This is a genomic window from Hydrogenophaga sp., from assembly GCF_011772445.1.
In the GTDB taxonomy this organism is placed as follows: Bacteria; Pseudomonadota; Gammaproteobacteria; order Burkholderiales; family Burkholderiaceae_C; genus Hydrogenophaga.
In genome coordinates this window covers 1-21991 of sequence record NZ_WVZN01000023.1, presented here as the reverse complement: position 1 = coordinate 21991, position 21991 = coordinate 1, and the positions used below count along the sequence as shown (strand labels likewise).

The window sequence follows — 21991 nt, the reverse complement described above, 5'->3', positions numbered from 1 at the left end:
GTGTGGGCGGCCAGGGAATCGGTCACGGTGGGCGCGGGAAGGCACTGCAAAACAGCCAAAGACTGTAGCCGATCGGTTCGGCCGTACGCCCAACCAAGGCTCAACCGGCGGACTGTCGCAGCGGTGTCGCGCGTTTGCCGTTCCTGAGGTAGTCGCTCAGTATCCTGCTTCGTTGCCAACGGGCCCTCAGGCCCCAGCCGCTGATGCCGGCGGACGCGATCACATCGGCGTCGCAGGCCTCCAGTTCCAGCGTTTCGCCCGTGAGGCGGTGAGCCGTCGAGAACCGGCGAGCGAAGTCCTTCCAGGCGGGACCCGGCAGGAACGGGCCTTTGGCGTCCTGGATGTCTTTCATCCATGCCGTGGCCAGGAAGGCGGTGACGGCACCCATCAGCGCCGCGGCATAGGTCTTCTGCACGGCGGCCGGCGCGGCAAACCAGGACTCGGCGTGCAGCGCCAGCCACAGCAGCAACTGGGTGCCCAGCGCGACGACGAGAACCGAAGACAGGATCCAGGGCTCCAGCAAGGCCAGGCCGAACAGCGGGTGTTGTATGAACACCTCCCGGGCCAGTCGCATGAGCAGGATCAGAACCAGCAGGCCGAGGACCGGGAGTGCAGCCGGTGGCTGGACGACGGGTTTCGCGTACAGGAAGATGCCCAGCAGCACGCCGAGCGCGGCCGGCAAGGCGCGCCCGGCGTTGTCCAGGCCCAGGCTCATGGCAAGGGGTTCCCGCCCAGGTCCCACCGATGCGCCGGGTGATGGCGGCAGCGATAGACCATGCGTCCGCTGCTGTCCACCTTGACCTCGATGTCCTCTGGCGGGGGAGCCAGGTTGCAGCGCGGCGCCACGGCCACCAGCATCGCGCTGACGCTTTGCACGCAGGCCAGGGCGGCGCCGGTGATCGGGCTCATCGGGGCCGATCGGGCGGCATGAGACAGCAGTTCCGAGGCCACCGGAAGCGATGCCTCCAGCAAGCGCAGCATCAGATCCCGTTCCTCGGTTTCGCCCGGAAGGATGACGCCTTTGAAGTGGCGCAAAGATGGCGTGGACGGGTGCGACATGGTTGCCCTCCTGCCCGCGGGAGTGGGCGCCGCGGCTGCCCGGTGCCGGACCGCGGCGCAACGCGGTGCGCTGTTGTAGCGCCGGGCGGCGGCTTTGTACAGGGAGCCGCTGAGCTGGGCGGGCGCGCCAATTGCCCGGCACGCAGCTGCCTTTAGCACTCTCCGCCGAAATGTCAATCAGACAGCCGCAAGCCGTGGGCTCCGCCCGGGGCGCTTTTACCGACGGTTGCCCCACGTACACGCCCTGGGGCCCAACATGGAAGGCGTCTGAACAACAAGCCGCCCCGGGCGGTCAGAAGGAGTGTGCGATGCCTGTGCAGAGAAACGGAGGAAGTCTGCGCGTACTGACGGTCAACATCCACAAGGGTTACAGCTTTTTCAACCGGCGCTTCGTGTTGCACGAATTGCGCGAGGCGGTGCGTGCCGTCAAGAGTGACGTCGTCTTCCTGCAGGAAGTGCGCGGCGGGGGCGACCCCGACGAGCGCCACCCCGGCGTGTCGCAGTACGAGTTCCTGGCCGACACCATCTGGAAGGACCACGCCTACGGCCGCAACGCCGTGGCCCCGCGCGACAGCTACGGCAACGCCGTGCTCTCGCACTTTCCCATCGTCAAGAGCCACAACCACCGGCTCTCGCATCCGCGCATCGTCCCGCAGCGCGGCGTGCTGCATTGCGTGGTGAACCACGGCGCGCTGCCGGCCCTGCACCTCATGTGCGTGCACCTGGGCCTGCTGGAAGGCGACCGCGAGCACCAGATCGCCGCGCTGCGCGAGATCATCGACAGCGAGGTCCCGGCGGGCGCGCCCCTCATCGTCGCCGGCGACTTCAACGACTGGCGCCAGCGCGCCGACGCGCGACTCGCCCGCATCGGCCTCACCGAGGTGTTTCGCCAGAGCCATGGCCGCCACGCGCGCAGCTTTCCCGCCGCCTGGCCCTTCCTGAGGCTCGACCGCATCTACGTGCGCGACGTCGTGTCGGTGAAGCCGCTGCCCATGCCCCGCCACCCGTGGTCGCGCCTGTCCGACCACGCGCCGCTGGCGGCCGAGGTGCGGCTGAAGGAGGCGGCATGAACACCACCGCCACGCCAATGAATTCGCGCTGGTTGCCCGGCAACCGCATCGAGCTGCTGTGCTGCGGCGAGGACTACTACCCCAGCGTCTTCCAGGCCATCGACACGGCCGAGAAGCAGGTGCTCATCGAAACCTTCATCTGGTTCGACGATCCCGTCGGCCGTGACCTGCGCGCCGCGCTGATCCGCGCCGCCCAACGCGGGGCCGAGGTCCACGTGCTCATCGATGGCTGGGGTTCCCCCGATCTCGGCGACGAATTCGTTCAGGGCCTGCTCGACGCGGGTGTGAAGCTGCGCGCCTTCGAGCCCGTGCGCAAACTGTTCGGCGCGCGCATCAACATGCTGGGCCGCATGCACAACAAGCTCGCGGTCATCGACGGCCGCGTGGCCTATGTGGGCGGCATCAACTACGCCAAGGACCACGTGCTCGCGCTGGACCCGGAGCAGGCGAAGCTCGACTACGCCGTGCGCATCGAGGGGCCGCTGGTGGAGCAGATCGAGGCCTTCTGCCGCACCAACATCAGCACGCCGCAGCCCCCTCGCGACATGTGGCTGCGCCGCTGGCGCCGCCTGCGCCAGTTGCGGCGCGAGGAGCGGATGCCCTCGCTCGACCAGGGCGCGGTGGCCGCCTTCGTCACCCGCGACAACCACCGCCACACCACCGACATCGAGCGCCACTACCGCGCCGCCATCCGCAGCGCGCAACACCGCATCCTGATCGCCAACGCCTACTTCTTCCCGGGCTACCGCCTGGTGCGCGACCTGCGGCGCGCCGCGCGCCGCGGCGTGCAGGTGGACCTGATCCTGCAAGGCAACCCCGACATGCCCTGGGTGCAGCGCGCCACCATGCTGCTGTACGAACACCTGCTGCGCGCGGGCGTGCGCATCCACGAATACACCGAACGCCCGCTGCACGCCAAGGTGGCCGTCATCGACGACCACTGGGCCACGGTGGGCTCCAGCAACCTCGACCCCACCAGCCTGAGCCTGAACCTGGAGGCCAACGTGATCGTGCGCGACAAGGCCTTCGCCGCCGTGGTGCGCGAGGCGCTGGACCGCGTGCTGGAGAAGAGCTGCGACCTGGTGCAGATGCCGCGGCCCGGTCGCCTGCGCTCGGCCTGGATCGTGCTGCGCAGCATGGTGGTGTTCCACGCGCTGCGGCGCTTTCCCGCCTGGGCGCGCTGGGCGCACCACGCCAAGCCGCGCGTGGTGCCGGTGGTGCCCGAATCGGGCGACGCCGAGACGACGTCGCGCGAAGCCGTGCCCCACGAACCCGCCCACGCGGAGGGCCTGCGGTGACGCCGGGGCCAAGCCTCAAGCGGCTGTGGCCGCACGCGCGCCGCTGGCTGCCCTGGCTGCTGGCGGCTGCGGTGCTGTATCTGGTGGCGCAGCAGGCGCGCGAGGTGGAGTGGACCAAGGTCTGGGCGGCGCTGAAGGCCCTGCCGCCGCACCACATCCTCATCTCGGTGGCGCTGGCACTGTGCGCGCACACCCTGTTCGCCGGCTACGACCTCATCGGCCGCTGGCTGGCCAAGGCGCGCATCACGCGCGCGCGCACGCTGGCGACGGCGGCCATCGCCTACGCCTTCAACCTCAACTTCGGCGCGCTCATCGGCGGCGTGGGCATGCGCCTGCGCCTGTACACGCGCGCCGGCCTGTCGCCGGGCACCGTGGGGCAGATCGTCACGCACAGCTTCATCGCCAACTGGCTGGGCTGGTGCTGGGTGCTGGGCACGGTGCTGGTGCTGTCGCCGCCGCGCCTGCAGGGCGAATGGGCGCTGGGCATGGTGGCGCTGCGCGTCATGGGCGCGGTGCTGCTGGTGGTGGCGGTGGGCTACCACGCCTTGTGCGCCTTCAGCGGCAAATCCGAACTGCGCTGGCGCGAGCACTCGCTGCCGCTGGCCGGCAGCCGCGTGGCGCTGATCCAGGCGGTGATGGGCGCCACCGTGTGGATGCTGATGGCGCTGAGCCTGTGGAACCTGCTGCAGGGGCGGGTGCCGTACCCCACCGTGCTCGGGGCCTTGTTGCTGGCCGGCGTGGCGGGCGCGCTCACGCACGTGCCCTCGGGCCTGGGTGTGCTGGAGGCCGTGGTGGCGTCGGCCCTGGCCGGGGCGATGCCGCTCGACGAGGTGCTGGCGGCGGTGCTGGCGTACCGCGCGGCGCACTACCTGTTGCCGCTGGCGCTGGCGCTGCCGGCGTATGGCTTCAGCGAAATCAGGTCGCGCGGGGGGGCTCGATCCCCACCAGCCCGGCCGCGGGGTAGCGCATCCCGGCCACCGCCTGCGGATCGAACAGCCGATCCAGTTGCCCGATCTCCCGGGGCGTGAGCGCGATGTCGACCGCGCCGACGTTGCTTTCCAGGTAGGCGATGCGACGGGTGCCGGGGATCGGCACCACGTGCGGGTGCTTGTTGAGCAGCCAGGCCAGGGCGACCTGCGAATTGCTGAGCCCGCGCTCGCTGGCGAACGCCGTCAAGTTCTGCACCAGGCGTTGGTTCGCGGCGCGCGCCTCGCCGACGAACCTCGGGTTGTTCTTGCGGAAGTCGGTGTCCGACAGCGTGTCCGTCTCCAGCGTCCCGGTGAGAAACGCGCGGCCCAGGGGGCTGTAGGCCACGAAGGCCGTGCCGAGTTCGGCGCAGGCTGCCAGCATCCCGTCCTCGGGTTCGCGGCTCCACAGGGAGTACTCGGACTGCACGGCGGCGATCGGGAACACAGCGTGGGCGCGGCGCAGGGTCTCGACCGAGACCTCGGACAGCCCGATCGCGCGGACCTTGCCGGCCCGCACCAGTTCGCCCATGGCACCCACCACGTCCTCGATGGGCACGGCCGGGTCGCGGCGGTGGCAGTAGTACAGGTCGATGTGGTCCGCGCCCAGCCGGCGCAGCGAGGCCTCGCAGGCTTCGCGGATGTACGCGGGCGAGTTGTCGATGCGGCGTTCGTACTGGCCCGCGGCGCGCACGATGCCGAACTTGGTGGCCAGCACCACCCCCTGCCGGCGCGTGGCACCCCCCGCCGCCAGAAAGCGGCCCAGCAGGCGCTCGTTGTGGCCGAGGCCGTAGGTGTCGGCCGAATCGAGGTGCGTGACGCCCAGTTCCAGCGCCCGCTCCAGCGTGCGCAGGGACGCCTCGTCGTCGGTCTGGCCGTAGAACTCGCTCATGCCCATGCAGCCCAGGCCGATGGCGGACGTGGTGAGCCCCGAGGCGCCCAACTGGCGGTATTTCATGGTGTCTCCGGTAAGGGTGAACCCGGACTCTACCGCTCCCCTCAGGCCAGGCTCAGCCGGTCCAAGTCCGTGTCGAGCCGCAGGGGCTGCGCCGCAGCCGGGTCGGCGATCCGAGGCAGGTAGAGCCGGAAGCAGGCGCCCGAGCCCGGCCGGTTCATCGCCAGGACGGCGCCCCCGTGTGCCGTTGCGATGGCTTGCACGATGGGCAGGCCCAGGCCGGTGCCCTGGCCGGCGGGCTTGGTCGTGAAGAAGGGCTCGAAGATGCGGTGCAGGTACTCCGGCGCAATGCCCGGGCCGTCGTCCTGGACCGACAGGGCCAGGTAGCGGCCCGCGGGCAGTGGCGCCAGCGCGGGCTCGGTGTCGGCCGGCCCGCTGCCGGGCAGGGCCAGTTCCTCGAGCGTGATCGACACCGTGCCTTGCCCGTTCATGGCGTCGCAGGCGTTGATCAGCAGGTTCACGATGACCTGCTTGATCTGGGTGGGGTCGGCCAGCACCCCATCCTCGTGCGCCCGCAGGTGCACCTCCAGGGCGCAGCGCTTCATCAGGCCAAGCGACACCAGCACGCGCGCCTCGTTCACCAGCTCGCTCAGGCGCACGGCTTCCATGCGCGGCGGCGTCTGCCGGCTGAAGGACAGCAGCTGCTTCACCAGTCCGTCCGCGTAGCGCGCGGACTTGAGCGCTTCGTTCAGCGAGGCGGTGCTCGGGTGCTGCGCCTCCAGATCCTCTCCGGCCAGGCGGATGCAACCCGAGATGGCCGTGAGGGCGTTGTTGAAGTCGTGCGCAATGCCGCTGGTGAAGCGCCCGAGCGCTTCGGTCTTCTGGCTCTGGACCAGTTGCAGTTTGAGCGCCTCCTGCCGGGCCTGGGCCTGGCGTTGCTGCTCGGCGTCCTCTCGCGTTTTCTCCAGCAGACGGTTGATGCCTCGGGCCAGATCGGCCAGTTCGTCCTGGCCGCTGACCGACAGCAGTCCGTGGCCGTTCAAGCCCTGCTGCGCCAGGGCGCCGAGTTCCTGGTGGGCCCGTTGCAGGCGCCGCAGCACCATCCGATCCAGCAGGAACAGCAAGAGGGCGCCCACGGCCAGACAGGCCAGTGCCACCTGGACGGCGGTGGCAAATGCCAGCGAATGGCCTTGCGTGTGCAGGTCCCGTTCGAGATCGAGGACCAGCTCCGACACGGGCCGACCCTGGTGGTCCAGGATCACCGCGATGGACTCGAGGGTCGGGTGATCGGGGGAGGCGCCGCCGCTCGCTGGCGCGTTCGATGTCGCGTCGGCGAAGCGCAGGCGCACCGGGTGCATGAGGATGTCGCTGAAGCGGGCGAGCTCTTTTTCGTCGAACCGGCGCACGCCCGCCAGCGCGCCCTGCGGCGCGGCGCCGGGCTCGAACTGGCTGCGCACGGCCGCGATGGAGACCAGGTACAAGACACCGTCGGCCCGGTGGAAGGTCCGCACGACCTTGCTGCTGGTCGGGTCGGACAGCACCGGAACCGCCAGGCTGCGAAGCGTCTGCACCATGGCGTCCGACATGGGCCGCAAGGCCGGCTCCTCGGTGAGTTCGGCGCTGGCCAAGGGGCGGCCCAGGGCATCGAGCACCGCCACCTGCGAGATGCCGAGGTAGCGCATGTTGTCGGTGCCGAAGTTCTCGGTGAAGAAGCCGGGCCGACGGCCGTTGACGAACCCGACGGTCTCGGTCCAGTACGCGTAGTCCATCAGGGTGGCCGACAAACCGTCGAGCTGCTGGGCCAGCAGTCGGTTGGCCCGTTCGCTTTCGATGCGCGATTGTTTGGCCTCCAGCGCGTCGAACGACGACAGGATGGACCGCTGCGAGACGAGGATCGAGGACAGGCTCAGCAGGCCGATGGTCACGGCGACCAGCACCCAGGCTTTGTGTTGAAGTTTCATGGCGGGCGCGATCATAGGGAGGCGAAGCGCTTTCAGGTGGGGCCGGGTGTGCGGTTTTTGTGCTCTTCGAAGGTCCACCGCAGGCGCTTGCAAGCTTTCCTCACAGGCCGCGCGGCTGGCCGACGGGCGTGGGGTGATCCGAAGGTGCCGCTGGCGCGTACAAGCGGCCATATCCACTGTTGGCCATATCCACCATTTGCGAGCCGCCATGTCCCTCGCCCCGAACACCGCCTCCGCCATCCACTGGGTCGAACAGGGCCTGGTGCCCGACCCGGCCGTGCGCCTGGGCATCCGCCGCCTGCTGCGCCAGCGCCTGAGCGAGTTGCACAGCGGCGACCCGGAGCGCGGCGCCGACCTGACCACCGCCTTCCACGGGTCCCTGGCCAGCGCCCCGCTGGCGCCATTGCCCGAAAAGGCCAACGAGCAGCACTACGAGCTGCCCGCCGACTTCTTCGGCGCCGTGCTGGGGCCGCACCGCAAGTACAGCTGCTGCTGGTGGCCGCAGGGCGTGGTCACGCTGGAGCAGGCCGAGGCCGCCGCGTTGCAGGAGACCTGTGCGCGCGCCGGCCTGGCCGACGGCCAGCACATCCTGGAGCTGGGGTGTGGCTGGGGCTCGCTGAGCCTGTGGATGGCCGAGCGCTATCCGCGCGCGCGCATCACGGCCGTGTCGAACTCGCATTCGCAGCGCCGGCACATCCAGGCCCAGGCCACGGCGCGCGGCCTGGCCAACCTGGAGGTCATCACCGCGGACTTCAACGCCTTCGAGACCGATCGCCGTTTCGACCGCATCGTCTCCGTGGAGATGTTCGAGCACCTGCGCAACTGGCCGCAGGCCTTCGCCAAGGTGGCGCGCTGGCTGACCCTGGGCGGACGCTTCTTCATGCACGTGTTCGTGCACCGCGAGGCACCGTATGCCTTCGAGGCGCGCGACGCCAGCGACTGGATGAGCCGCCACTTCTTCTCCGGCGGGATGATGCCGGGCGACGACCTGGCCCTGCGCTGCCAGGACGATTTGCGCGTGCTGCGCCAGTGGCGCTGGAACGGGCGGCACTACGCGCGCACGTCCGCCGCCTGGCTGGCTCGAATGGACGCGCAGCGCGACGCCTTGATGCCCTTGTTCCGCCAGGCCTACGGCAGCGGGCAGGCCGCGCTGTGGTGGACGCGCTGGCGCCTGTTCTTCCTCTCGGTGGAAGAACTCTTCGCCTACGCGGACGGCGGCCAATGGTGGGTCAGCCACTACCTGTTCGAGCGGCGCACATGATCAGCCTGGCCGCCTGGGGACTGCTGGCCGCGCTGGCCGTGGCCTTGCCGGTGTGGGCCCTGAGCCTGCCCCTGCGCGACGCCAGTCTGGCCGATCGCGTGTGGTCCCTGCTGGTGGCCGCGCCGGTGCTGGTGTACGCCTGGGCCCTGCTGCCGCCCCTGCAGGCGCGCGACGGCCTGATGCTGGCCCTGCTGCTCGCCTGGGCCCTGAGGCTGGCCGTGTACATCAGCCGGCGCAACAGCGGCCATGGCGAAGACCGCCGCTACCGCGCCATGCGCGAACGCCATGGCGGTGCATTCGGCCTCAAGAGCCTGTACCTGGTGTTCGGCCTGCAGGCCGTGCTGGCCTGGGTGCTGGGTTGGCCCCTGCTGGTGTCGCTGGGCCAGGGCGTGGCCCTGACGCCGCTGGACGCGCTGGGCGTGCTGCTGGCAGCGGGTGGCCTGCTGGTCGAGACCGTGGCCGACGCGCAGCTCGCGCGCTTCCTGCGCGGTCCCCGGCCCCAGGGCGCGGTGATGGACCGTGGCCTCTGGGCCTGGTCGCGCCACCCCAACTATTTCGGCGAGGCCTGTTTCTGGTGGGGCCTGTGGCTGCTGGCGCTGCCCGCCGGCGGCTGGGCCTCGGCCTGGACGGTGGTGTCGCCATTGATGATCACCTGGCTGCTGCTCAAGGTGTCCGGCGTGGCGCTGCTGGAGCAGGACATGGCCGAGCGGCGCCCGGCCTACCGCGACTACGCCGCGCGCACCAGCGCCTTCATCCCCTGGCCCCCGCGGCGCAGGGCCGGGCCATGACGACCGCTCGCGCCGGGTGGCGGCGGGCGGCCTGCCTGGCGGCGCTGTTGCCCGCCGCCCTGGCCCAGGCCAGCGAGCGCTGGGATTTCACCGTCACCCTGGACGGGCGCCCGGTCGGCACGCACCGCTTCACCGTGTCGGGCGACGCAGCGGAGCGTCGCCTGCAAAGCCGCGCGCGATTCGACGTGCGCTGGCTCGGCCTGCTGGTCTACCGCTACCGCCACGAGGCGGACGAACGCTGGCAGGGCGAGTGCCTGCGCGAGCTGCGCGCCGAAACCGACAGCGACGGCGAGCGCGAGACGGTGTCGCAACGCTACGGTGGCGACTGCCTGATGGGCTTCGCCTACTGGAACCCGCGCGTGGTGGAGCAGCAGCAACTGATCGATCCGCAAACGGGGCGCACCGTGGCCGCGCGCTTCGAACGCCTGGCCGATGCCCGCATCGAGCGCCTGGGCCAGTCCGTGCCCGCGCGCGGCTGGCAATTGCGCGCCGATGGCCAGCGCATCGACATCTGGTACGCCGCCGACACCGGCCGTTGGATCGGCCTGGACGCCGAGGTCCGGGGCGGCCGCCGCCTGTCCTACCGACTCACGAGCACCCTCCCGACACCGCAATGAACACCAGTCCCCAACGCCTGGCCATCGCCTACTTCGCGACGATGGCCGTCTTCCTGGCGCTCGATGCCGTCTGGCTCAGCCTCATGGCCTCGCGCCTGTACCAGCCCGCCATCGGGCACCTGATGGCGCCGGACGTCGACTGGCTTGCCGCCGCGCTGTTCTACCCGCTCTACATCCTGGGCCTGCTGGTGTTCGCCGTGCGGCCCGCGCTGGTCGAGGGCCGCGCCGCCCCGGCCCTGCGCCTGGGCGCGCTGTTCGGCCTGATCGCCTACGCCACCTACGACCTCACCAACCAGGCCACGCTGCGCGACTGGTCGTGGGCGGTGACCCTGGCCGACCTCGCCTGGGGCGCGTTCGTGAGTGGCAGCGCGGCGGGCGCCGCGGCCTGGTTCACATGCCGACCAGGGAGCCGAAGAAGCGCGCGATAGCGCCTTCGAAGCGCAGTGGCGCGTCCAGCGAGGCCAGGCAGATGCACTCGCTGCCGTCCTGCACCACCGGTTGGTGGAGGATCTCGCCGTCGGCGGCGTCGAAATCGCCCGGACCGAACAGCGCGCGCCCGTCGTGGAAGCGGCCATGCAGCACTTGCGTGAACTCCGTGCCCTTGTGGGTGTGCCGCGGCAGGTACTTGCCCGCCGCGATGCGCAGCAGGAAGACATTGGCCTCGGGGTCTTCGGGCAGGCTCACGCGGCTCCAGCGCATGCCCGGGCCGATCCAGCGCCAGGGCGTGGCCTCGCAATGCGCCAGCGCTCGCGGCCAGCGCGCGCCGGCGGGCATGGGCGGGGGCGCGCTCGTGGCGATGGGTCTGGCGGGGGCTGCGGCCTGCGCGTCGATGCGGGCCAGGGTGCGCGACAGCGCGTCCTCGTGCAGTTCGGCGGGCGCCGCGTCGTCCAGCAGCAGGCCGCCCAGCGCGTCCAGCGCAGCCGCTCGCTCGCGGCACGCGGGGCACAGCTCCAGGTGGCTGTGCAGCACCCGCCGCATGCCCGCCGCCAGCTGGCCGGTGGCCAGCGAAAGCAGCAAGCCGTCGTCGGGGTGGTGTTGGATATCCATCGTCCTCAGCCCTCCAGCAGGCGGCGCAGCCGCGCCACCGCCAGGCGCAGGCGCGACTTCACCGTGCCGAGCGGAATGCCCAGCTCGGCGGCGATGCGCGCGTGCGGTTCGTCATTGAAATAGGAAAGTTGCAGCACCCGTTGCTGGTCGGGCGCCAGGCGCGCGAAGGCGCCGCGCAGGCGCTCGTGCATGCGGGCCGCGTGCAGGCGCTCCTCCGCGTCGGGCCCGTCGTCCACCAACTGGTCGAAGTCGAAGGCCTCGTCCATCGGCTCGGCGCCCTGGCGCCGGCGCAGCGCGTCCACCCGCAGGTTGCGCGCGATGGTGAAGATCCAGGTGGAGGCGGCCGCCTGGGCCGGGTCGAACAGCGCCGCCTTGCGCCAGACCGCGGCCAGGGCCTCCTGGGTCAGCTCCTCGGCCTGGGCCTCGGGGCTGCCGCCCTGCATCAGGTAGCGCTTCACCCGCGGCGCGAAGTGCGCGAACAGGCGGGCGAAGGCGGCGCGGTCCTGGCACTGGGCCACGGCCACGAGCGCCTCGTCCCAGGCTTCGTCGGGGCGGGGCGTGCGCATGGCGTCCAGGGAAACGATGGTCAAGGCGGGCGCTCGGCGATGCGGTGGTGCCGCCGCCGGGGAAGCGGCGGCGTCGGAGGGGCGAGGCGAGGGCAGGGCCATGCCGCTTCTACGCAGGCCCGCGGGGTTTGGATCATCGCAGCAGCGGGAAACAAATCCAAACCGTTCACCGCTGCGTAAGAGGATGTGACCACTGGCCCCGACACCCGGGGCCAGGCCCCGTTCCCGAGAACCGCTGGAGACCGCGATGCCCCTGCACGACGCCGATACCGCTGCCACCACCCCGCCCGGGCACCGGCCCGAGCGCCAGCGCATCGCCGTCGTCGGCACCGGCATCGCCGGCATGTCCTGCGCCTGGTTGCTGTCGCAGCGGCACGAGGTCACGGTATTCGAGAGCGAGCCGCGCCCCGGCGGTCACAGCCACACCGTCGGCGCGCCTTGCGGCGGCGCCACGGTGCCCGTGGACACCGGCTTCATCGTCTACAACGAGCCCGCCTACCCGAACCTCACGGCGCTGTTCAGGCACCTGGGCGTGCCCACACAGGCCAGCGACATGTCCTTCGGCGTCAGCCTGGACGGCGGCGCACTGGAATACGCCGGCACCGACCTGCGCGGGCTGTTCGCGCAGCCGGCCAACCTGTTGCGCCCGCGCTTCTGGGCCATGCTGCGCGAGCTGCTGCGCTTCTACCGCGAGGCCCCGCGCGACGCGCAGCAGGCCGGCGCCCAGCCGCTGGACGACTACCTCGACACCCACGGCTACGGACGCGCCTTCCGCGACGACCACCTCTACCCCATGGCCGCCGCCATCTGGTCGGCACCGGCCGCGCAGGTGGGGCGCTACCCCGTGGCCGCCTTCGTGCGCTTCTGCGAGAACCACGGCCTGCTGCGGCTGAGCGGCCGGCCCGTCTGGCGCACCGTGCAAGGCGGCAGCCGCGAATACGTGCGCCGCCTGTGCGCGGCCTTCAGCGATCGCCTGCACCTGGACCGGCCGGTGCTGGAAGTGCACCGCGGGCCGCAAGGCGTGCGCCTGCGCACGCGCGACGGCTGGTTTCCCCAGGCCTTCGACCAGGTGGTGCTGGCCACCCACGCCGACCGATCGCTCAAACTGCTGGACGCACCGACGGCCCAGGAGCGCGCGCTGCTCGGTGCCTTCGCCTACACCCGCAACCTCGCCGTGCTGCACCGCGACCCGGCGCTCATGCCGCGCCGCCGCGCCGTGTGGTCGAGCTGGAACTACCTCGCCGCGCGCGGCAGCGACGCGCCGCCCACCGTCAGCTACTGGATGAACCGCCTGCAACCCCACCTGCCCCAGGGCCCCGGGGCCGATCCGCTGTTCGTCACGCTGAACCCGCCCGTTTCCCCCCGGCCCGAGCACCTCATCCGCACCGAGGTCTACGAGCACCCCTTGTTCGACGCCGCCGCCATGTCCGCGCAGCGCCGCCTCTGGGACTTGCAGGGCCGCGAGCGGACCTGGTTCTGCGGCGCCTACTTCGGCGCGGGCTTCCATGAAGACGGCCTGCAGGCGGGGCTCGCGGTGGCGGAAGCGCTGGGTGGCGTGCGCCGGCCCTGGACCGTGGCCGACGAGTCCGGCCGCATCGCGCTGCCGCAGGCCGGCGCGTTCGCGGCCTGAGCGCCATGGACCGGTCCACCGATTGGCACAGCGCGCTCTACGTGGGCGAGGTGATGCACCAGCGCCTGCGCCCGAGTCGCCACCACCTGCGCTACCGGCTCTACCACCTGCTCATCGACATCGACGAGCTGCCGCGCCTGCACCAGCGCCTGCGCTGCTTCTCGGTCGACCGCTTCAACCTCTTCAGCTTCCATTCGCGCGACCACGGCGATGGCTCGGGTCGCCCGCTGCGCCCGCAGATCGATGCGCGCCTGCGCGCCGCCGGCCTGCCCACGGGCGGTGCCATCCGCCTGCTCACCTTGCCGCGCCTGCTGGGCCACGTCTTCAACCCCTTGAGCGTGTGGTTCTGCCACGCGCCGGATGGCGCGCTCACGGCGCTCATCTACGAGGTCAACAACACCTTCGGCCAGCGCCACAGCTACCTCATTCCCGTGGCCGATCCGCACGCCGCCGCCATCGAGCAGGGCATCCACAAGCGCCTGCACGTCTCGCCCTTCAACGGCATGGACATGGACTACCGCTTCCGCGTCCAGGCGCCGGCCGAGGCCGTGTCCATCGACGTCAAGGTGCACGACGCCGAGGGCGCGCTGCTGATCGCGCGCCAGCACGGCCGGCGCCGCGAACTCGGTGACGCGGCGCTGCTGCGTGTCTTCTTCAGCCATCCCTTGTTGACCCTCAAGGTCGTTGTCGCCATTCACTGGGAAGCGCTGCGGCTGTGGCTCAAGCGCGTGCCCGTGCACACGCTGCCACCCGCGCCCGAGCAGGACATCACCGTCGCGCCTTCGGGCGATGCCCACCACAAGCCCACATGAACACGAGCACCTCCACCGCCCCCACCCCTGACGCGTCCCGGGCCTGGTCGCCACTGCACTGGCTGCTGAGCCGCACCCGCCACGGCCATCTGGCGCTGGGTCTGCCCAATGGCCGAACGCTCGACATCGGCGGGCGCGAACCCGGTCCCCAGGCCGGCTTGCAGTTGCGGCGCTGGCGGGCCATGCACCGCCTGTTGCTGCAGGGCGACCTGGGCCTGGCCCTGGCCTACCGCGACGGCGACTGGGACAGCCCCGACCTGCTGGCCCTGCTGGAATTCGGCCTGGCCAACGAAGCCGCCTGGGGCTCGCTGCTCGACGGCAGCCGCCCCGCGCGCTGGCTGGCGCGCCTGGCCCACCGCCTGCGCGCCAACAGCCGGCGCGGCAGCCGCCACAACATCGCCTTCCATTACGACCTCGGCAACGGCTTCTACCGCCAGTGGCTCGACGACAGCATGCTGTACTCCAGCGCGCTCTTCAGCGAGTCGGCCGACGACACGCTGGAGGCCGCGCAGGCGCGCCGGCTCGACCGCATCCTGCAGATGCTGGACACGCCCGCCGGCGGCGAGGTGCTGGAGATCGGCTGCGGCTGGGGCACCCTGGCCGCCACCCTTGCGCAACGGCATGGCGCGCGGGTCACCGGACTCACGCTCTCCAGCGAACAACTGGCCTTCGCCAACGAACGTGCCCAGGCATGGGGCGTGGCCGATCAACTCGACCTGCGTCTGCAGGACTACCGCGACGTGCAGGGCCAATACGACCGCATCGTCTCCATCGAAATGATCGAGGCCGTGGGCGAGGCGTACTGGCCCACCTACTTCGACACCCTGCGCCAGCGCCTCAAGCCGGGCGGTGTGGCGGTGCTGCAGGCCATCACCATCGCGGATGACCGCTTCGAGTCCTACCGCCAGGGCGCGGACTTCATCCAGCGCTGCATCTTTCCCGGTGGCATGCTGCCGAGCCCGAGCGTTTTGCGCGAACACGCCCATCGCGCCGGCTTCGAGATCGAAGAGCAGCAGTGCTTCGGTGAGAGCTACGCGCGCACCCTGGCCGAGTGGCGGCGGCGCTTCCTGGCGGCCTGGCCCGCGATTGAACAGCAGGGCTTCGACGAGGCCTTCCGGCGGCTGTGGCTGTACTACCTCTGCTACTGCGAGGCGGGGTTTCGCGGTGGGCGGGTGGACGTGGGGCTGTACCGGCTGCGGGAGAAGCAGGCTCCGTCTTCGCGGTCCCAGGGGTTCTGACGCTTGCCCGTTGCACGCACGCGAAATCGATGAACGTGCGCGGGCCGCAGAGAAGGTTCCGCGCGATTGTTTGCGCTGACCGATCAATCTGTTCGGTCGCGCCTGGCTGATTCATTGCGCTCGCTTGCCTAGCATCGGTCCCACCCCAACGCACGAGGACCGACCATGCAACGACGCGACACCTTCCGACTCGCCGCCGCTCTGGCGGCGCTGCCCTTCACGCGCGCCGCGCTGGCGCAGGCCACCGCCCCGCGCTGGAGCACCGCCGCCGCACCCTCGCTGGCGCGCCAGGAGCTGTACCCCGAGGTCCTGAACGGCCGCATCTACGTGGCCGGCGGGCTGCTCAACCCGAACACCGGCTACTCCGCCCACGTCGAGTCCTACGACCCCGCGACGGACCGCTGGACGCGCCTGGCCACGCTGCCGGAGGCGCGCCACCACATCGCGCTGGCCGCGGCCGGTGGGCTGATCCACGCCGTCGGCGGCTTCAGCGGCGGCTTTCCCAACTGGCGCGCCCAGGCCTCGACCTATGTGTACGACCCCGCCGCCAACCGCTGGAGCGATGGCGTGCCGCTGCCCTACGCCTCGGCCGAGGGCGTGTTCGCCGGCATCGCAGGCCGGCTCTACCTGGTGGGCGGGCGCGTGCGCGAGCACGAGGCCGCGCGCCACTTCAACCAGCACGTGGACACCGCGCGTGGCCTGGTGTTCGACCCCGCCAGCGGGCGCTGGTCCGCCATCGCCGACGCGCGCACCGCGCGCAACAGCGCGGCCAGTGCCGTCATCGACAACCGCCTCTACGTGGTGGGCGGCCGCCAGGCACTGAAGCAGTCCGACGGGTCCCTGCGCCAGGTGAACGTGCCGCACCTGGAGGTGTACGACCCCGCCAGCGACCGCTGGACCACGCGCGCGCCCATGCCCCAGGCGCAGGGCGGCCTGGCCGCGGCGGCGCATGGTGGGCGGCTGTACGTCTTTGGCGGCGAGCAATGGGTGCCCGAGCAGAAGGTCTTTGCCGACGCCTGGGTGTACGACCCCGCGAGCGACCGCTGGCGCGCGCTGCCGCCCCTGCCCACGCCGCGCCACGGCCTGGGCGCCGCCACGGTGGGCGATCGCATCCACGTCTTCGGCGGTGGCACGCGCGTGGGCGGCGACCACGCCAGTGCGGTGCACGAGGTGCTGGTGCTGGGGGCGGGGGCGGCATGAGCACGCGCTTCACCCTCAACGAGCATGCCGTCGCACTCGACGGCGCGCCCGACATGCCCCTGCTGTGGGCCCTGCGCGACCTCGCGGGCCTGACCGGCACCAAGTACGGTTGCGGGCTGGCCCTTTGCGGCGCCTGCACCGTGCACCTGGACGGCCAGGCCGTGCGCTCCTGCCAGACGCCGCTGTTCAGCGTCGAGGGCCGACAGGTCGTCACCATCGAAGCCATCGGCCGCACGCCCGTGGGCCGGCGCGTGCAGGCGGCCTGGGTGGCGCAGGACGTGCCGCAGTGCGGCTATTGCCAGTCGGGGCAGATCATGAGCGCGGTGGCCCTGTTGCAGCGCGAGCCACGTCCCTCGGTGGCGCAGATCCACGAGGCCATGGACGGCAACATCTGCCGCTGCGGCACCTACGAGCGCATCCAGGCCGCCATCGTCGAGGCCGCGGGGAGCGCGTCATGAGCGCGCTTGCTGCACACGACACGCCGGCTGCGCCCACGCGCCGACGCTTCCTGCAGGCCGGCGTGGCTCTGGGCGGCGGACTCGTGGTGGGCTTCGGCCTGCCGCACGAGGCCTTCGCGCAGGCCGATGCCCGCGAGCTGCCGCATTACCAGCGCGGCTTGCCCGAAGGCGAGCACGCGCCCACCGCCTACGTGCGCATCGGCCGCGATGGCCAGATCACCGTGATGTGCGGCAAGGCCGAGATGGGGCAGGGCGTGCACACCGGCTTCGCGCAGATCGTGGCCGACGAACTCGACGCCGACTGGCGCCGCGTGCGCGTGCAGCAGGCGCCCGTGCACCTGGACTACGCCAACCCGAACGTGCCCATGGTCAACACCGGCGGCTCCACCTCCATCCGCGCCAACTGGACGCGCCTGCGCCTGTCCGGCGCCACCGCGCGCGCCATGCTGGTGAGCGCCGCCGCGCAACGCTGGAACGTGGACCCCGCGCGCATCCACACGCGCGACAGCGTGCTGCTGGGCCCTGGCGGCTTGCGCGCCACCTACGGCGAGATGGCCGAAGCCGCGGCCCGCGAGCCCCTGCCCGCGCCGCCGGTGCTCAAGGGCGCGGCCGAGTTCAAGCTCATCGGCAAGCCCTTGCCGCGACTGGACACGCCGGCCAAGACCAATGGCAGCGCCACCTTCGGCCTGGACGTGAAACTGCCCGGCCTGCTCACCGCCGTGGTGGCCTTCCCACCCGCCTTCGGCGCCCGCGCCCGCGCAGTGGCCAGCCGCGCGGCCCTGGCCCAGCCCGGGGTGCGCCAGGTGGTCGAACTCTCCAACGGTGGCGTGGCCGTGGCGGCCGACCACCTGTGGGCTGCGATGCAAGGGCGTCAGGCGCTCACGATCGAGTGGACCGAGAGCCCGCTGGCCGCGCTCGATGCCGATGCCGTGCGTCGCGGCTACGTCGAAGCGCTGAATCGCGAGGGCATCGTCGACCACAACATCGGCGACGTGCGCGCCACCGAGGGCCTGCGCACCATCACCCGTGAGTTCGACCAACCCTTCCTCGCGCAGGCGCCCATGGAGCCGCTGAACTGCACCGTGCACATCCGAGCGGGCGAAGCCGAGGTCTGGGTCGGCACCCAGAACGCCACCACCACCCAGCGCGCCGTCGCCGCCGTGGCGGGTCTGCGGCCCGAGCAGGTGAAGGTCAACACCACCCTGCTGGGCGGCGGCTTCGGCCGGCGCGGCACGGTCGACTTCGTGCAGCCCGCCGCCGAGGTGGCACGCGCCACCGGCCGCCCGGTCAAGCTCGTCTACACGCGCGAAGACGACATGAAGAGCGGCTACTACCGCCCCATGAGCCGCATCCGCGTGAGCGCCGGGCTGGACGCGCAGGGCCGACTGGCCATGCTGAGCGCGCGCATCGCCGTGCCCTCCATCGCCAAGTGGACCGGCTTCGCCTTCCTGCGCAAACCCAATGGCGTGGACACCTACGCCACCGAATGCCTGGCGCCGCCGTACCGCATTCCGAATCTGCGCGTCGAATGGGTCGAGCACGACATCGGCGTGCCCATCTGGTTCTGGCGCACGCCCGGGGGCAACCAGAACTGTCTGCCGGTCGAGGCCGTCATCGACGAGATGGCCGACCTCGCGGGGCAAGACCCTTACCGCTTCCGCCGCGACATGCTGTCGGATCGGCCGCGCCACCGGCGCGTGCTGGACACCGCGGCGCAACGGCATGGCTGGGACGCGGCGCCCGCGACCGGCGTGGGCCGCGGGATCGCCATGGTCGAGATCTTCGGCTCCATCGTTGCCATTGCCACCGACGTGCGCGAGGCGAACGGCCTGCCCGTTGTGGAGCGCGTGAGCTGCGCGGTGGACTGCGGCACGGTGATCAACCCCCGGCAGGTGCGCGCGCAAATGCAGAGTTCCATCGTCTATGGCCTGTCGGCCTTGCTGTACGGTGGCGTGGAGATCGACCGCGGCGTGCCGCAGGCCTCCAACTTCCACGACCAACCGGTGCTGCGCCTGAGCCAGATGCCGCGCATCGAGGTCGACATCGTGCCGAGCGAGGCCGCGCCCGGCGGCGTGGGAGAACCGGCCCTGCCCCCGCTGATGCCGGCGGTGGTGAACGCGTGGTTCCGGCTGACCGGCCAGCGGGTGCAACGCTTGCCGATCGGCCGTGCCTAGAGCGGGCAGGGCGCTCGCAGCGGACCGCTCATGCGGTGGTGGCCAACACCTCATCCAGCTCGACGTGGCCCGCAAACGCCCCGGTGCTGCGCACCGCTTCGCCGTGCTCCACCCCGTGCGCGAAACGCACCGCCGGGTCGGCCCGCAGGCGCTCGCACAAGGCGTGCAGCGCGGGGTACTCGCGCCGGTCCAGCACCTGGTGGAAATCGTTCCAGCGCGCGATGCCCATCAGGTAGGCATCCGCCGCGCTGCGGCGATCGCCCACCAGCCACTCGCGGCCATCCAGCAAGCCTTCCAGCGCGGCGTGCGCGCGCCGCACCTTGTGGTGCCCCATGGCCGTCACCGCGCGCAAGGCCTCGCCCTGCACACCATGCTCCATCGCGTACCACAGCGGTGAAAACGACTCGAAGAAATCGGTGTTCAGGAAGGCGAGCGCCTCGTTGAAGCGGTCGAAGGCCGCGCTGCCCTGGGCCGGCACCAGGCCACTGGCGGGGGAAGACGCCCCGATGTGGTGAAGGATGGCCAGGCTCTGGCTCACCACACGGCCATCGGCGGTGCGCAGTGAGGGGGTTTCACCCACCGGGTTGATGCGCTTGAAGGACTCGCCGCTCACCACCTCGGGCATCTGGATCCGGCACAACTGGTAAGGCAGGCCGCTCCACTCCAGCGCCACGATGGCGCCGAACGAACAGCCCTCGGGCACGCCATAAAAAAGAATCGGTTTCATGCTTGCAGCTCCTGTTGCGTTGACGAAGGACCGCATTCTTGATGTGTGGACGATGGCTGCCTAGACGGGCAAAAGGCAACGCAAAGTCCACACCCGTGGACAATGGCCGCATGAACCTGAACGACCTCACCCTGTTCGCCCAGGCCGTGGAAAGCGGCGGCTTCGCACCGGCGGCCCGGCGCTTCTCGGTGCCCAAATCCACCCTCAGCAAGCGCGTGGCCGCGCTGGAAGCCAGCCTCGGCGTGCGCCTCATCGAGCGCAGCTCGCGCAGCTTTCGCCTCACCGACACCGGGCACGACTTCTACCAACACGCGCGCGCCGCGCTGGTGGAGGTGGAGAGCGCACAGCAGGTGGTGCAGTCACGCCTGGCCGAACCCAGCGGCACCGTGCGGCTCACCGCCGCCGTGCCCGTGGTGCAGTTCCAGCTCGCACCCCATCTGCCCGCGCTGGCCCGCACCTGGCCCCGCCTGCAACTGCAACTGCACGCCAGCGACCGCTTCGTGGACCTGGTGCAGGAGGGCTACGACATCGCGCTGCGCAGCCACTTCGCCCCCTTGCCGGACTCGGGCCTGGTGCAGCGCACGCTCATGGTGGAGCCCGTGATGCTCGTCGCGGCCCCGGCCTACCTGCGGGAGCACGGCGTGCCGCGCCAGCCGGCCGATCTGGCGGCGCACCATGGGCTACTCACCGCGGCGGACGCCACGCGCTGGACCTTGAGCAAGGACAAGGGCGACACCGTGCAGACCATCGAACCGCGGCCGCGCCTGGTGGCCAACGAGTCCGTAGCGCTGCTGCACGCGGCCACGGCCGGCCTGGGCATCGTCTGCCTGCCCGAAACCATCTGCCAGCACCATGTGGCGCGCGGCGAACTGGTGCGTGTGCTGCCCCATTGGACGGCGGGTCGCGTCACCACCACCGCACTGGTGCCGCACCGCCGAAGCCTGCTGCCGTCGGTGCGCGCGGTGCTGGATTTCTTGTCGGCGCAGTTGGGTTAGCTGGATTCAGCCAGGGCGGCCAAACACTGTACATGTGTACAGTACAATGGCGCCAAGCCAGATGCCACGCGGTGTCTGGCACCCAGCAGTTGCTGTTGTTGGCTTCTTGGCGCTCGACAGCTTTGGCCCGCTCGCCGTTACGGTGGCGGGCTTTTTCTTGAATCCGTAGTCCTTCTCGACGAGGCCTCGTACAGCAGACGCCGGCCTGGGGCCTCGGCCACGGGCAACAGGTCGGTGTTGCGCAATTGCGGGTCCTGGCCCAGTTGGAACAGCAAGGGGCCCAGGGCAGCAGACTCGCACGGCGCTGGCGCCCACAGCGCGCCTATCCACTCCAGGGCCCAGCTCGGGCCGGTGTCGCGGCGCCGGTGCAGGCGCCCGATGCCGCTGAGATCCGCCACGGGGATCTGGGCCAGCAGGTCCAGCAACGTGTGGTCCCAGGCCACAAGCGAGGTCTGCGAGACCTTCTTGCCGTTGAAGGACACCTGATGGACGAGCAGGTACCAAGGCCGCTCCAGCGCGAGCGTGATGGCGGGCCAGTGGGTCTGGTGCGGGGCGACCTTGGAGGGATGGAGATGCTGAACGAGGCCGGGGGCGGTGATGAACACGTACTTACTCCCTGTGAAAGGAGGCAATTGTGCCCAATATTGCGGTGACTGATATTGCGGCGTCACTTTGGAGAGGTCGTCAACACTTTTCGGGTGTCCGACCTTGCACCTGACCCTTCGTATTCGCTCAATCTGGCTCGCAACCTCACTGCTCTGCGCACAACGGGTGAATGGAGCATGCGTGCCTTGGCAGACCAAGCGCATGTCAGCGAGCGGATGCTGCTGTACCTGGAGAAGGGGCGCTCGAATCCGTCGTTGAGCACCGTCGAGAAGTTGGCACAGGCGCTGGGAGTCCAGGCGGGCTCGTTGTTTGGGAAGCGGCCTGTCGCGCGACAGGGGCCCGAGGTCTTCATTGAGGCGGTCGTCGCGCAGAACCTCGTCGCGGCTCGGAAGAGATTGATGCTGTCCCAGGACAAGTTGGCTCAGCAATCAGGTGTCAGCAGGGCCGTCATTGCGCACATCGAACGCCAGGCGCGCAACCCGTCGCTGCATACGTTGGCGCGGCTCGCGGCGGCGCTCGATGTGTCAATCGAAGCGCTGCTGAGCAAATAGGGTGGGCTAGCTGTGATGTCTCAATAGGTTGTTCACCCGGAAGGGTCTGGGAGACTGGAGTTACCACGCTTCA

23 protein-coding genes are annotated in these 21991 nt (G+C 70.7%); 15 read left to right on the top strand and 8 right to left on the bottom strand.

Annotation, left to right across the window (positions count from 1 at the left end; all coding sequences use genetic code 11):
• Nucleotides 1-100: 100 nt before the first annotated feature.
• Both GTO19_RS10505 and GTO19_RS10500 read right to left on the bottom strand, forming a co-directional pair.
• The gene (locus tag GTO19_RS10505) at nt 101-715 is read right to left on the bottom strand and encodes a hypothetical protein (RefSeq protein WP_291020878.1); all 615 of its coding nucleotides are present in this window, start codon (nt 713-715) and stop codon (nt 101-103) included.
• On the bottom strand, nt 712-1059 hold the full coding sequence (locus GTO19_RS10500; RefSeq protein ID WP_291020877.1) for a hypothetical protein: 348 nt from the start codon (nt 1057-1059) through the stop codon (nt 712-714). Before GTO19_RS10500 ends, GTO19_RS10505 begins: the two co-directional genes overlap by 4 nt.
• A gap of 308 nt (nt 1060-1367) precedes the next feature.
• Here GTO19_RS10500 and GTO19_RS10495 point away from each other — a divergent pair, with 308 nt between their 5' ends.
• The 3 genes from GTO19_RS10495 to GTO19_RS10485 are packed head-to-tail and all read left to right on the top strand — an operon-like array spanning nt 1368 to nt 4455.
• On the top strand, nt 1368-2129 hold the full coding sequence (locus GTO19_RS10495; RefSeq protein WP_291020876.1) for an endonuclease/exonuclease/phosphatase family protein: 762 nt from the start codon (nt 1368-1370) through the stop codon (nt 2127-2129).
• Entirely contained in the window at nt 2126-3427 is a 1302-nt protein-coding gene (clsB, locus tag GTO19_RS10490; RefSeq protein WP_291020875.1) for a cardiolipin synthase ClsB, read from the top strand. The genes GTO19_RS10495 and clsB overlap by 4 nt, the downstream gene beginning before the upstream one ends.
• A complete protein-coding gene (locus GTO19_RS10485) occupies nt 3424-4455 on the top strand; it encodes a lysylphosphatidylglycerol synthase domain-containing protein (RefSeq protein WP_291020874.1) in 1032 nt (343 codons plus the stop codon). Before clsB ends, GTO19_RS10485 begins: the two co-directional genes overlap by 4 nt.
• Here the strand turns inward: GTO19_RS10485 and GTO19_RS10480 are convergent.
• Both GTO19_RS10480 and GTO19_RS10475 read right to left on the bottom strand, forming a co-directional pair.
• A complete protein-coding gene (locus GTO19_RS10480; RefSeq protein WP_291020873.1) occupies nt 4343-5350 on the bottom strand; it encodes an aldo/keto reductase in 1008 nt (335 codons plus the stop codon). The genes GTO19_RS10485 and GTO19_RS10480 overlap by 113 nt on opposite strands.
• A gap of 41 nt (nt 5351-5391) precedes the next feature.
• Nucleotides 5392-7248 carry an ATP-binding protein gene (locus GTO19_RS10475; protein WP_291020872.1) on the bottom strand — a complete coding sequence of 619 codons (1857 nt, stop codon included), beginning with the start codon at nt 7246-7248 and terminating at the stop codon, nt 5392-5394.
• Between the two features lie 208 nt (nt 7249-7456).
• On the opposite strand from GTO19_RS10475, the gene GTO19_RS10470 reads away from it, so the two are divergent.
• Genes GTO19_RS10470 through GTO19_RS10455 form a run of 4 tightly spaced genes read left to right on the top strand, consistent with a single transcriptional unit; the run spans nt 7457 to nt 10342 of the window.
• Nucleotides 7457-8509 carry a cyclopropane-fatty-acyl-phospholipid synthase family protein gene (locus GTO19_RS10470; RefSeq protein WP_291020871.1) on the top strand — a complete coding sequence of 351 codons (1053 nt, stop codon included), beginning with the start codon at nt 7457-7459 and terminating at the stop codon, nt 8507-8509.
• The gene (locus GTO19_RS10465) at nt 8506-9297 is read left to right on the top strand and encodes a DUF1295 domain-containing protein (protein WP_291020870.1); all 792 of its coding nucleotides are present in this window, start codon (nt 8506-8508) and stop codon (nt 9295-9297) included. The genes GTO19_RS10470 and GTO19_RS10465 overlap by 4 nt, the downstream gene beginning before the upstream one ends.
• Nucleotides 9294-9914 (top strand): DUF6134 family protein, encoded by a 621-nt coding sequence (locus GTO19_RS10460; RefSeq protein WP_291020869.1) that lies wholly within the window; start codon nt 9294-9296, stop codon nt 9912-9914. Before GTO19_RS10465 ends, GTO19_RS10460 begins: the two co-directional genes overlap by 4 nt.
• Nucleotides 9911-10342, top strand: a complete 432-nt coding sequence (locus GTO19_RS10455) for a DUF2177 family protein (RefSeq protein WP_291020868.1) — start codon at nt 9911-9913, stop codon at nt 10340-10342. Before GTO19_RS10460 ends, GTO19_RS10455 begins: the two co-directional genes overlap by 4 nt.
• Here the strand turns inward: GTO19_RS10455 and GTO19_RS10450 are convergent.
• Complete coding sequence (locus GTO19_RS10450) at nt 10305-10961, bottom strand: ChrR family anti-sigma-E factor (protein ID WP_291020867.1); 657 nt, start codon at nt 10959-10961, stop codon at nt 10305-10307. The genes GTO19_RS10455 and GTO19_RS10450 overlap by 38 nt on opposite strands.
• A 5-nt stretch (nt 10962-10966) precedes the next feature.
• Complete coding sequence (locus GTO19_RS10445) at nt 10967-11551, bottom strand: sigma-70 family RNA polymerase sigma factor (protein WP_291020866.1); 585 nt, start codon at nt 11549-11551, stop codon at nt 10967-10969.
• 223 nt (nt 11552-11774) lie between these two features.
• Between GTO19_RS10445 and GTO19_RS10440 the strand changes: the two genes are divergently transcribed.
• From GTO19_RS10440 to GTO19_RS10415, 6 genes are all read left to right on the top strand, one after another.
• Complete coding sequence (locus GTO19_RS10440; RefSeq protein WP_291020865.1) at nt 11775-13157, top strand: NAD(P)/FAD-dependent oxidoreductase; 1383 nt, start codon at nt 11775-11777, stop codon at nt 13155-13157.
• A 5-nt stretch (nt 13158-13162) separates the two neighbouring features.
• On the top strand, nt 13163-13969 hold the full coding sequence (locus GTO19_RS10435) for a DUF1365 domain-containing protein (RefSeq protein ID WP_291020864.1): 807 nt from the start codon (nt 13163-13165) through the stop codon (nt 13967-13969).
• A complete protein-coding gene (locus tag GTO19_RS10430) occupies nt 13966-15207 on the top strand; it encodes a cyclopropane-fatty-acyl-phospholipid synthase family protein (protein WP_291020863.1) in 1242 nt (413 codons plus the stop codon). The genes GTO19_RS10435 and GTO19_RS10430 overlap by 4 nt, the downstream gene beginning before the upstream one ends.
• A gap of 165 nt (nt 15208-15372) precedes the next feature.
• The gene (locus GTO19_RS10425) at nt 15373-16407 is read left to right on the top strand and encodes a kelch repeat-containing protein (RefSeq protein WP_291020862.1); all 1035 of its coding nucleotides are present in this window, start codon (nt 15373-15375) and stop codon (nt 16405-16407) included.
• The gene (locus GTO19_RS10420; RefSeq protein WP_291020861.1) at nt 16404-16865 is read left to right on the top strand and encodes a (2Fe-2S)-binding protein; all 462 of its coding nucleotides are present in this window, start codon (nt 16404-16406) and stop codon (nt 16863-16865) included. The genes GTO19_RS10425 and GTO19_RS10420 overlap by 4 nt, the downstream gene beginning before the upstream one ends.
• On the top strand, nt 16862-19039 hold the full coding sequence (locus GTO19_RS10415) for a molybdopterin cofactor-binding domain-containing protein (protein ID WP_291020860.1): 2178 nt from the start codon (nt 16862-16864) through the stop codon (nt 19037-19039). The genes GTO19_RS10420 and GTO19_RS10415 overlap by 4 nt, the downstream gene beginning before the upstream one ends.
• Nucleotides 19040-19067: 28 nt before the next feature.
• Here the strand turns inward: GTO19_RS10415 and GTO19_RS10410 are convergent, their stop codons facing one another.
• Complete coding sequence (locus tag GTO19_RS10410; protein ID WP_291020859.1) at nt 19068-19766, bottom strand: glutathione S-transferase family protein; 699 nt, start codon at nt 19764-19766, stop codon at nt 19068-19070.
• Between the two features lie 110 nt (nt 19767-19876).
• Between GTO19_RS10410 and GTO19_RS10405 the strand changes: the two genes are divergently transcribed.
• Complete coding sequence (locus GTO19_RS10405) at nt 19877-20761, top strand: LysR substrate-binding domain-containing protein (RefSeq protein ID WP_291020858.1); 885 nt, start codon at nt 19877-19879, stop codon at nt 20759-20761.
• Nucleotides 20762-20898: 137 nt separating this feature from the next.
• On the opposite strand, the gene GTO19_RS10400 is transcribed toward GTO19_RS10405, so the two are convergent.
• On the bottom strand, nt 20899-21366 hold the full coding sequence (locus tag GTO19_RS10400; protein ID WP_291020857.1) for a hypothetical protein: 468 nt from the start codon (nt 21364-21366) through the stop codon (nt 20899-20901).
• A 93-nt stretch (nt 21367-21459) separates the two neighbouring features.
• On the opposite strand from GTO19_RS10400, the gene GTO19_RS10395 reads away from it, so the two are divergent.
• The gene (locus GTO19_RS10395; protein ID WP_291020856.1) at nt 21460-21918 is read left to right on the top strand and encodes a helix-turn-helix transcriptional regulator; all 459 of its coding nucleotides are present in this window, start codon (nt 21460-21462) and stop codon (nt 21916-21918) included.
• Nucleotides 21919-21991 lie beyond the last annotated feature (73 nt).

Excerpts from the sequence above, each read along its gene's own strand:
- GTO19_RS10415 (WP_291020860.1), top strand. The coding sequence starts at position 16,862 with ATGAGCGCGCTTGCTGCACACGACACGCCGGCTGCGCCCACGCGCCGA.
- GTO19_RS10435 (WP_291020864.1), top strand. The coding sequence starts at position 13,163 with ATGGACCGGTCCACCGATTGGCACAGCGCGCTCTACGTGGGCGAGGTG.
- GTO19_RS10430 (WP_291020863.1), top strand. The coding sequence starts at position 13,966 with ATGAACACGAGCACCTCCACCGCCCCCACCCCTGACGCGTCCCGGGCC.
- GTO19_RS10410 (WP_291020859.1), bottom strand. The coding sequence starts at position 19,766 with ATGAAACCGATTCTTTTTTATGGCGTGCCCGAGGGCTGTTCGTTCGGC.
- GTO19_RS10405 (WP_291020858.1), top strand. The coding sequence starts at position 19,877 with ATGAACCTGAACGACCTCACCCTGTTCGCCCAGGCCGTGGAAAGCGGC.
- GTO19_RS10420 (WP_291020861.1), top strand. The coding sequence starts at position 16,404 with ATGAGCACGCGCTTCACCCTCAACGAGCATGCCGTCGCACTCGACGGC.
- clsB (WP_291020875.1), top strand. The coding sequence starts at position 2,126 with ATGAACACCACCGCCACGCCAATGAATTCGCGCTGGTTGCCCGGCAAC.
- GTO19_RS10440 (WP_291020865.1), top strand. The coding sequence starts at position 11,775 with ATGCCCCTGCACGACGCCGATACCGCTGCCACCACCCCGCCCGGGCAC.
- GTO19_RS10505 (WP_291020878.1), bottom strand. The coding sequence starts at position 715 with ATGAGCCTGGGCCTGGACAACGCCGGGCGCGCCTTGCCGGCCGCGCTC.
- GTO19_RS10470 (WP_291020871.1), top strand. The coding sequence starts at position 7,457 with ATGTCCCTCGCCCCGAACACCGCCTCCGCCATCCACTGGGTCGAACAG.
- GTO19_RS10450 (WP_291020867.1), bottom strand. The coding sequence starts at position 10,961 with ATGGATATCCAACACCACCCCGACGACGGCTTGCTGCTTTCGCTGGCC.
- GTO19_RS10465 (WP_291020870.1), top strand. The coding sequence starts at position 8,506 with ATGATCAGCCTGGCCGCCTGGGGACTGCTGGCCGCGCTGGCCGTGGCC.
- GTO19_RS10425 (WP_291020862.1), top strand. The coding sequence starts at position 15,373 with ATGCAACGACGCGACACCTTCCGACTCGCCGCCGCTCTGGCGGCGCTG.
- GTO19_RS10495 (WP_291020876.1), top strand. The coding sequence starts at position 1,368 with ATGCCTGTGCAGAGAAACGGAGGAAGTCTGCGCGTACTGACGGTCAAC.
- GTO19_RS10460 (WP_291020869.1), top strand. The coding sequence starts at position 9,294 with ATGACGACCGCTCGCGCCGGGTGGCGGCGGGCGGCCTGCCTGGCGGCG.
- GTO19_RS10475 (WP_291020872.1), bottom strand. The coding sequence starts at position 7,248 with ATGAAACTTCAACACAAAGCCTGGGTGCTGGTCGCCGTGACCATCGGC.
- GTO19_RS10500 (WP_291020877.1), bottom strand. The coding sequence starts at position 1,059 with ATGTCGCACCCGTCCACGCCATCTTTGCGCCACTTCAAAGGCGTCATC.
- GTO19_RS10480 (WP_291020873.1), bottom strand. The coding sequence starts at position 5,350 with ATGAAATACCGCCAGTTGGGCGCCTCGGGGCTCACCACGTCCGCCATC.
- GTO19_RS10455 (WP_291020868.1), top strand. The coding sequence starts at position 9,911 with ATGAACACCAGTCCCCAACGCCTGGCCATCGCCTACTTCGCGACGATG.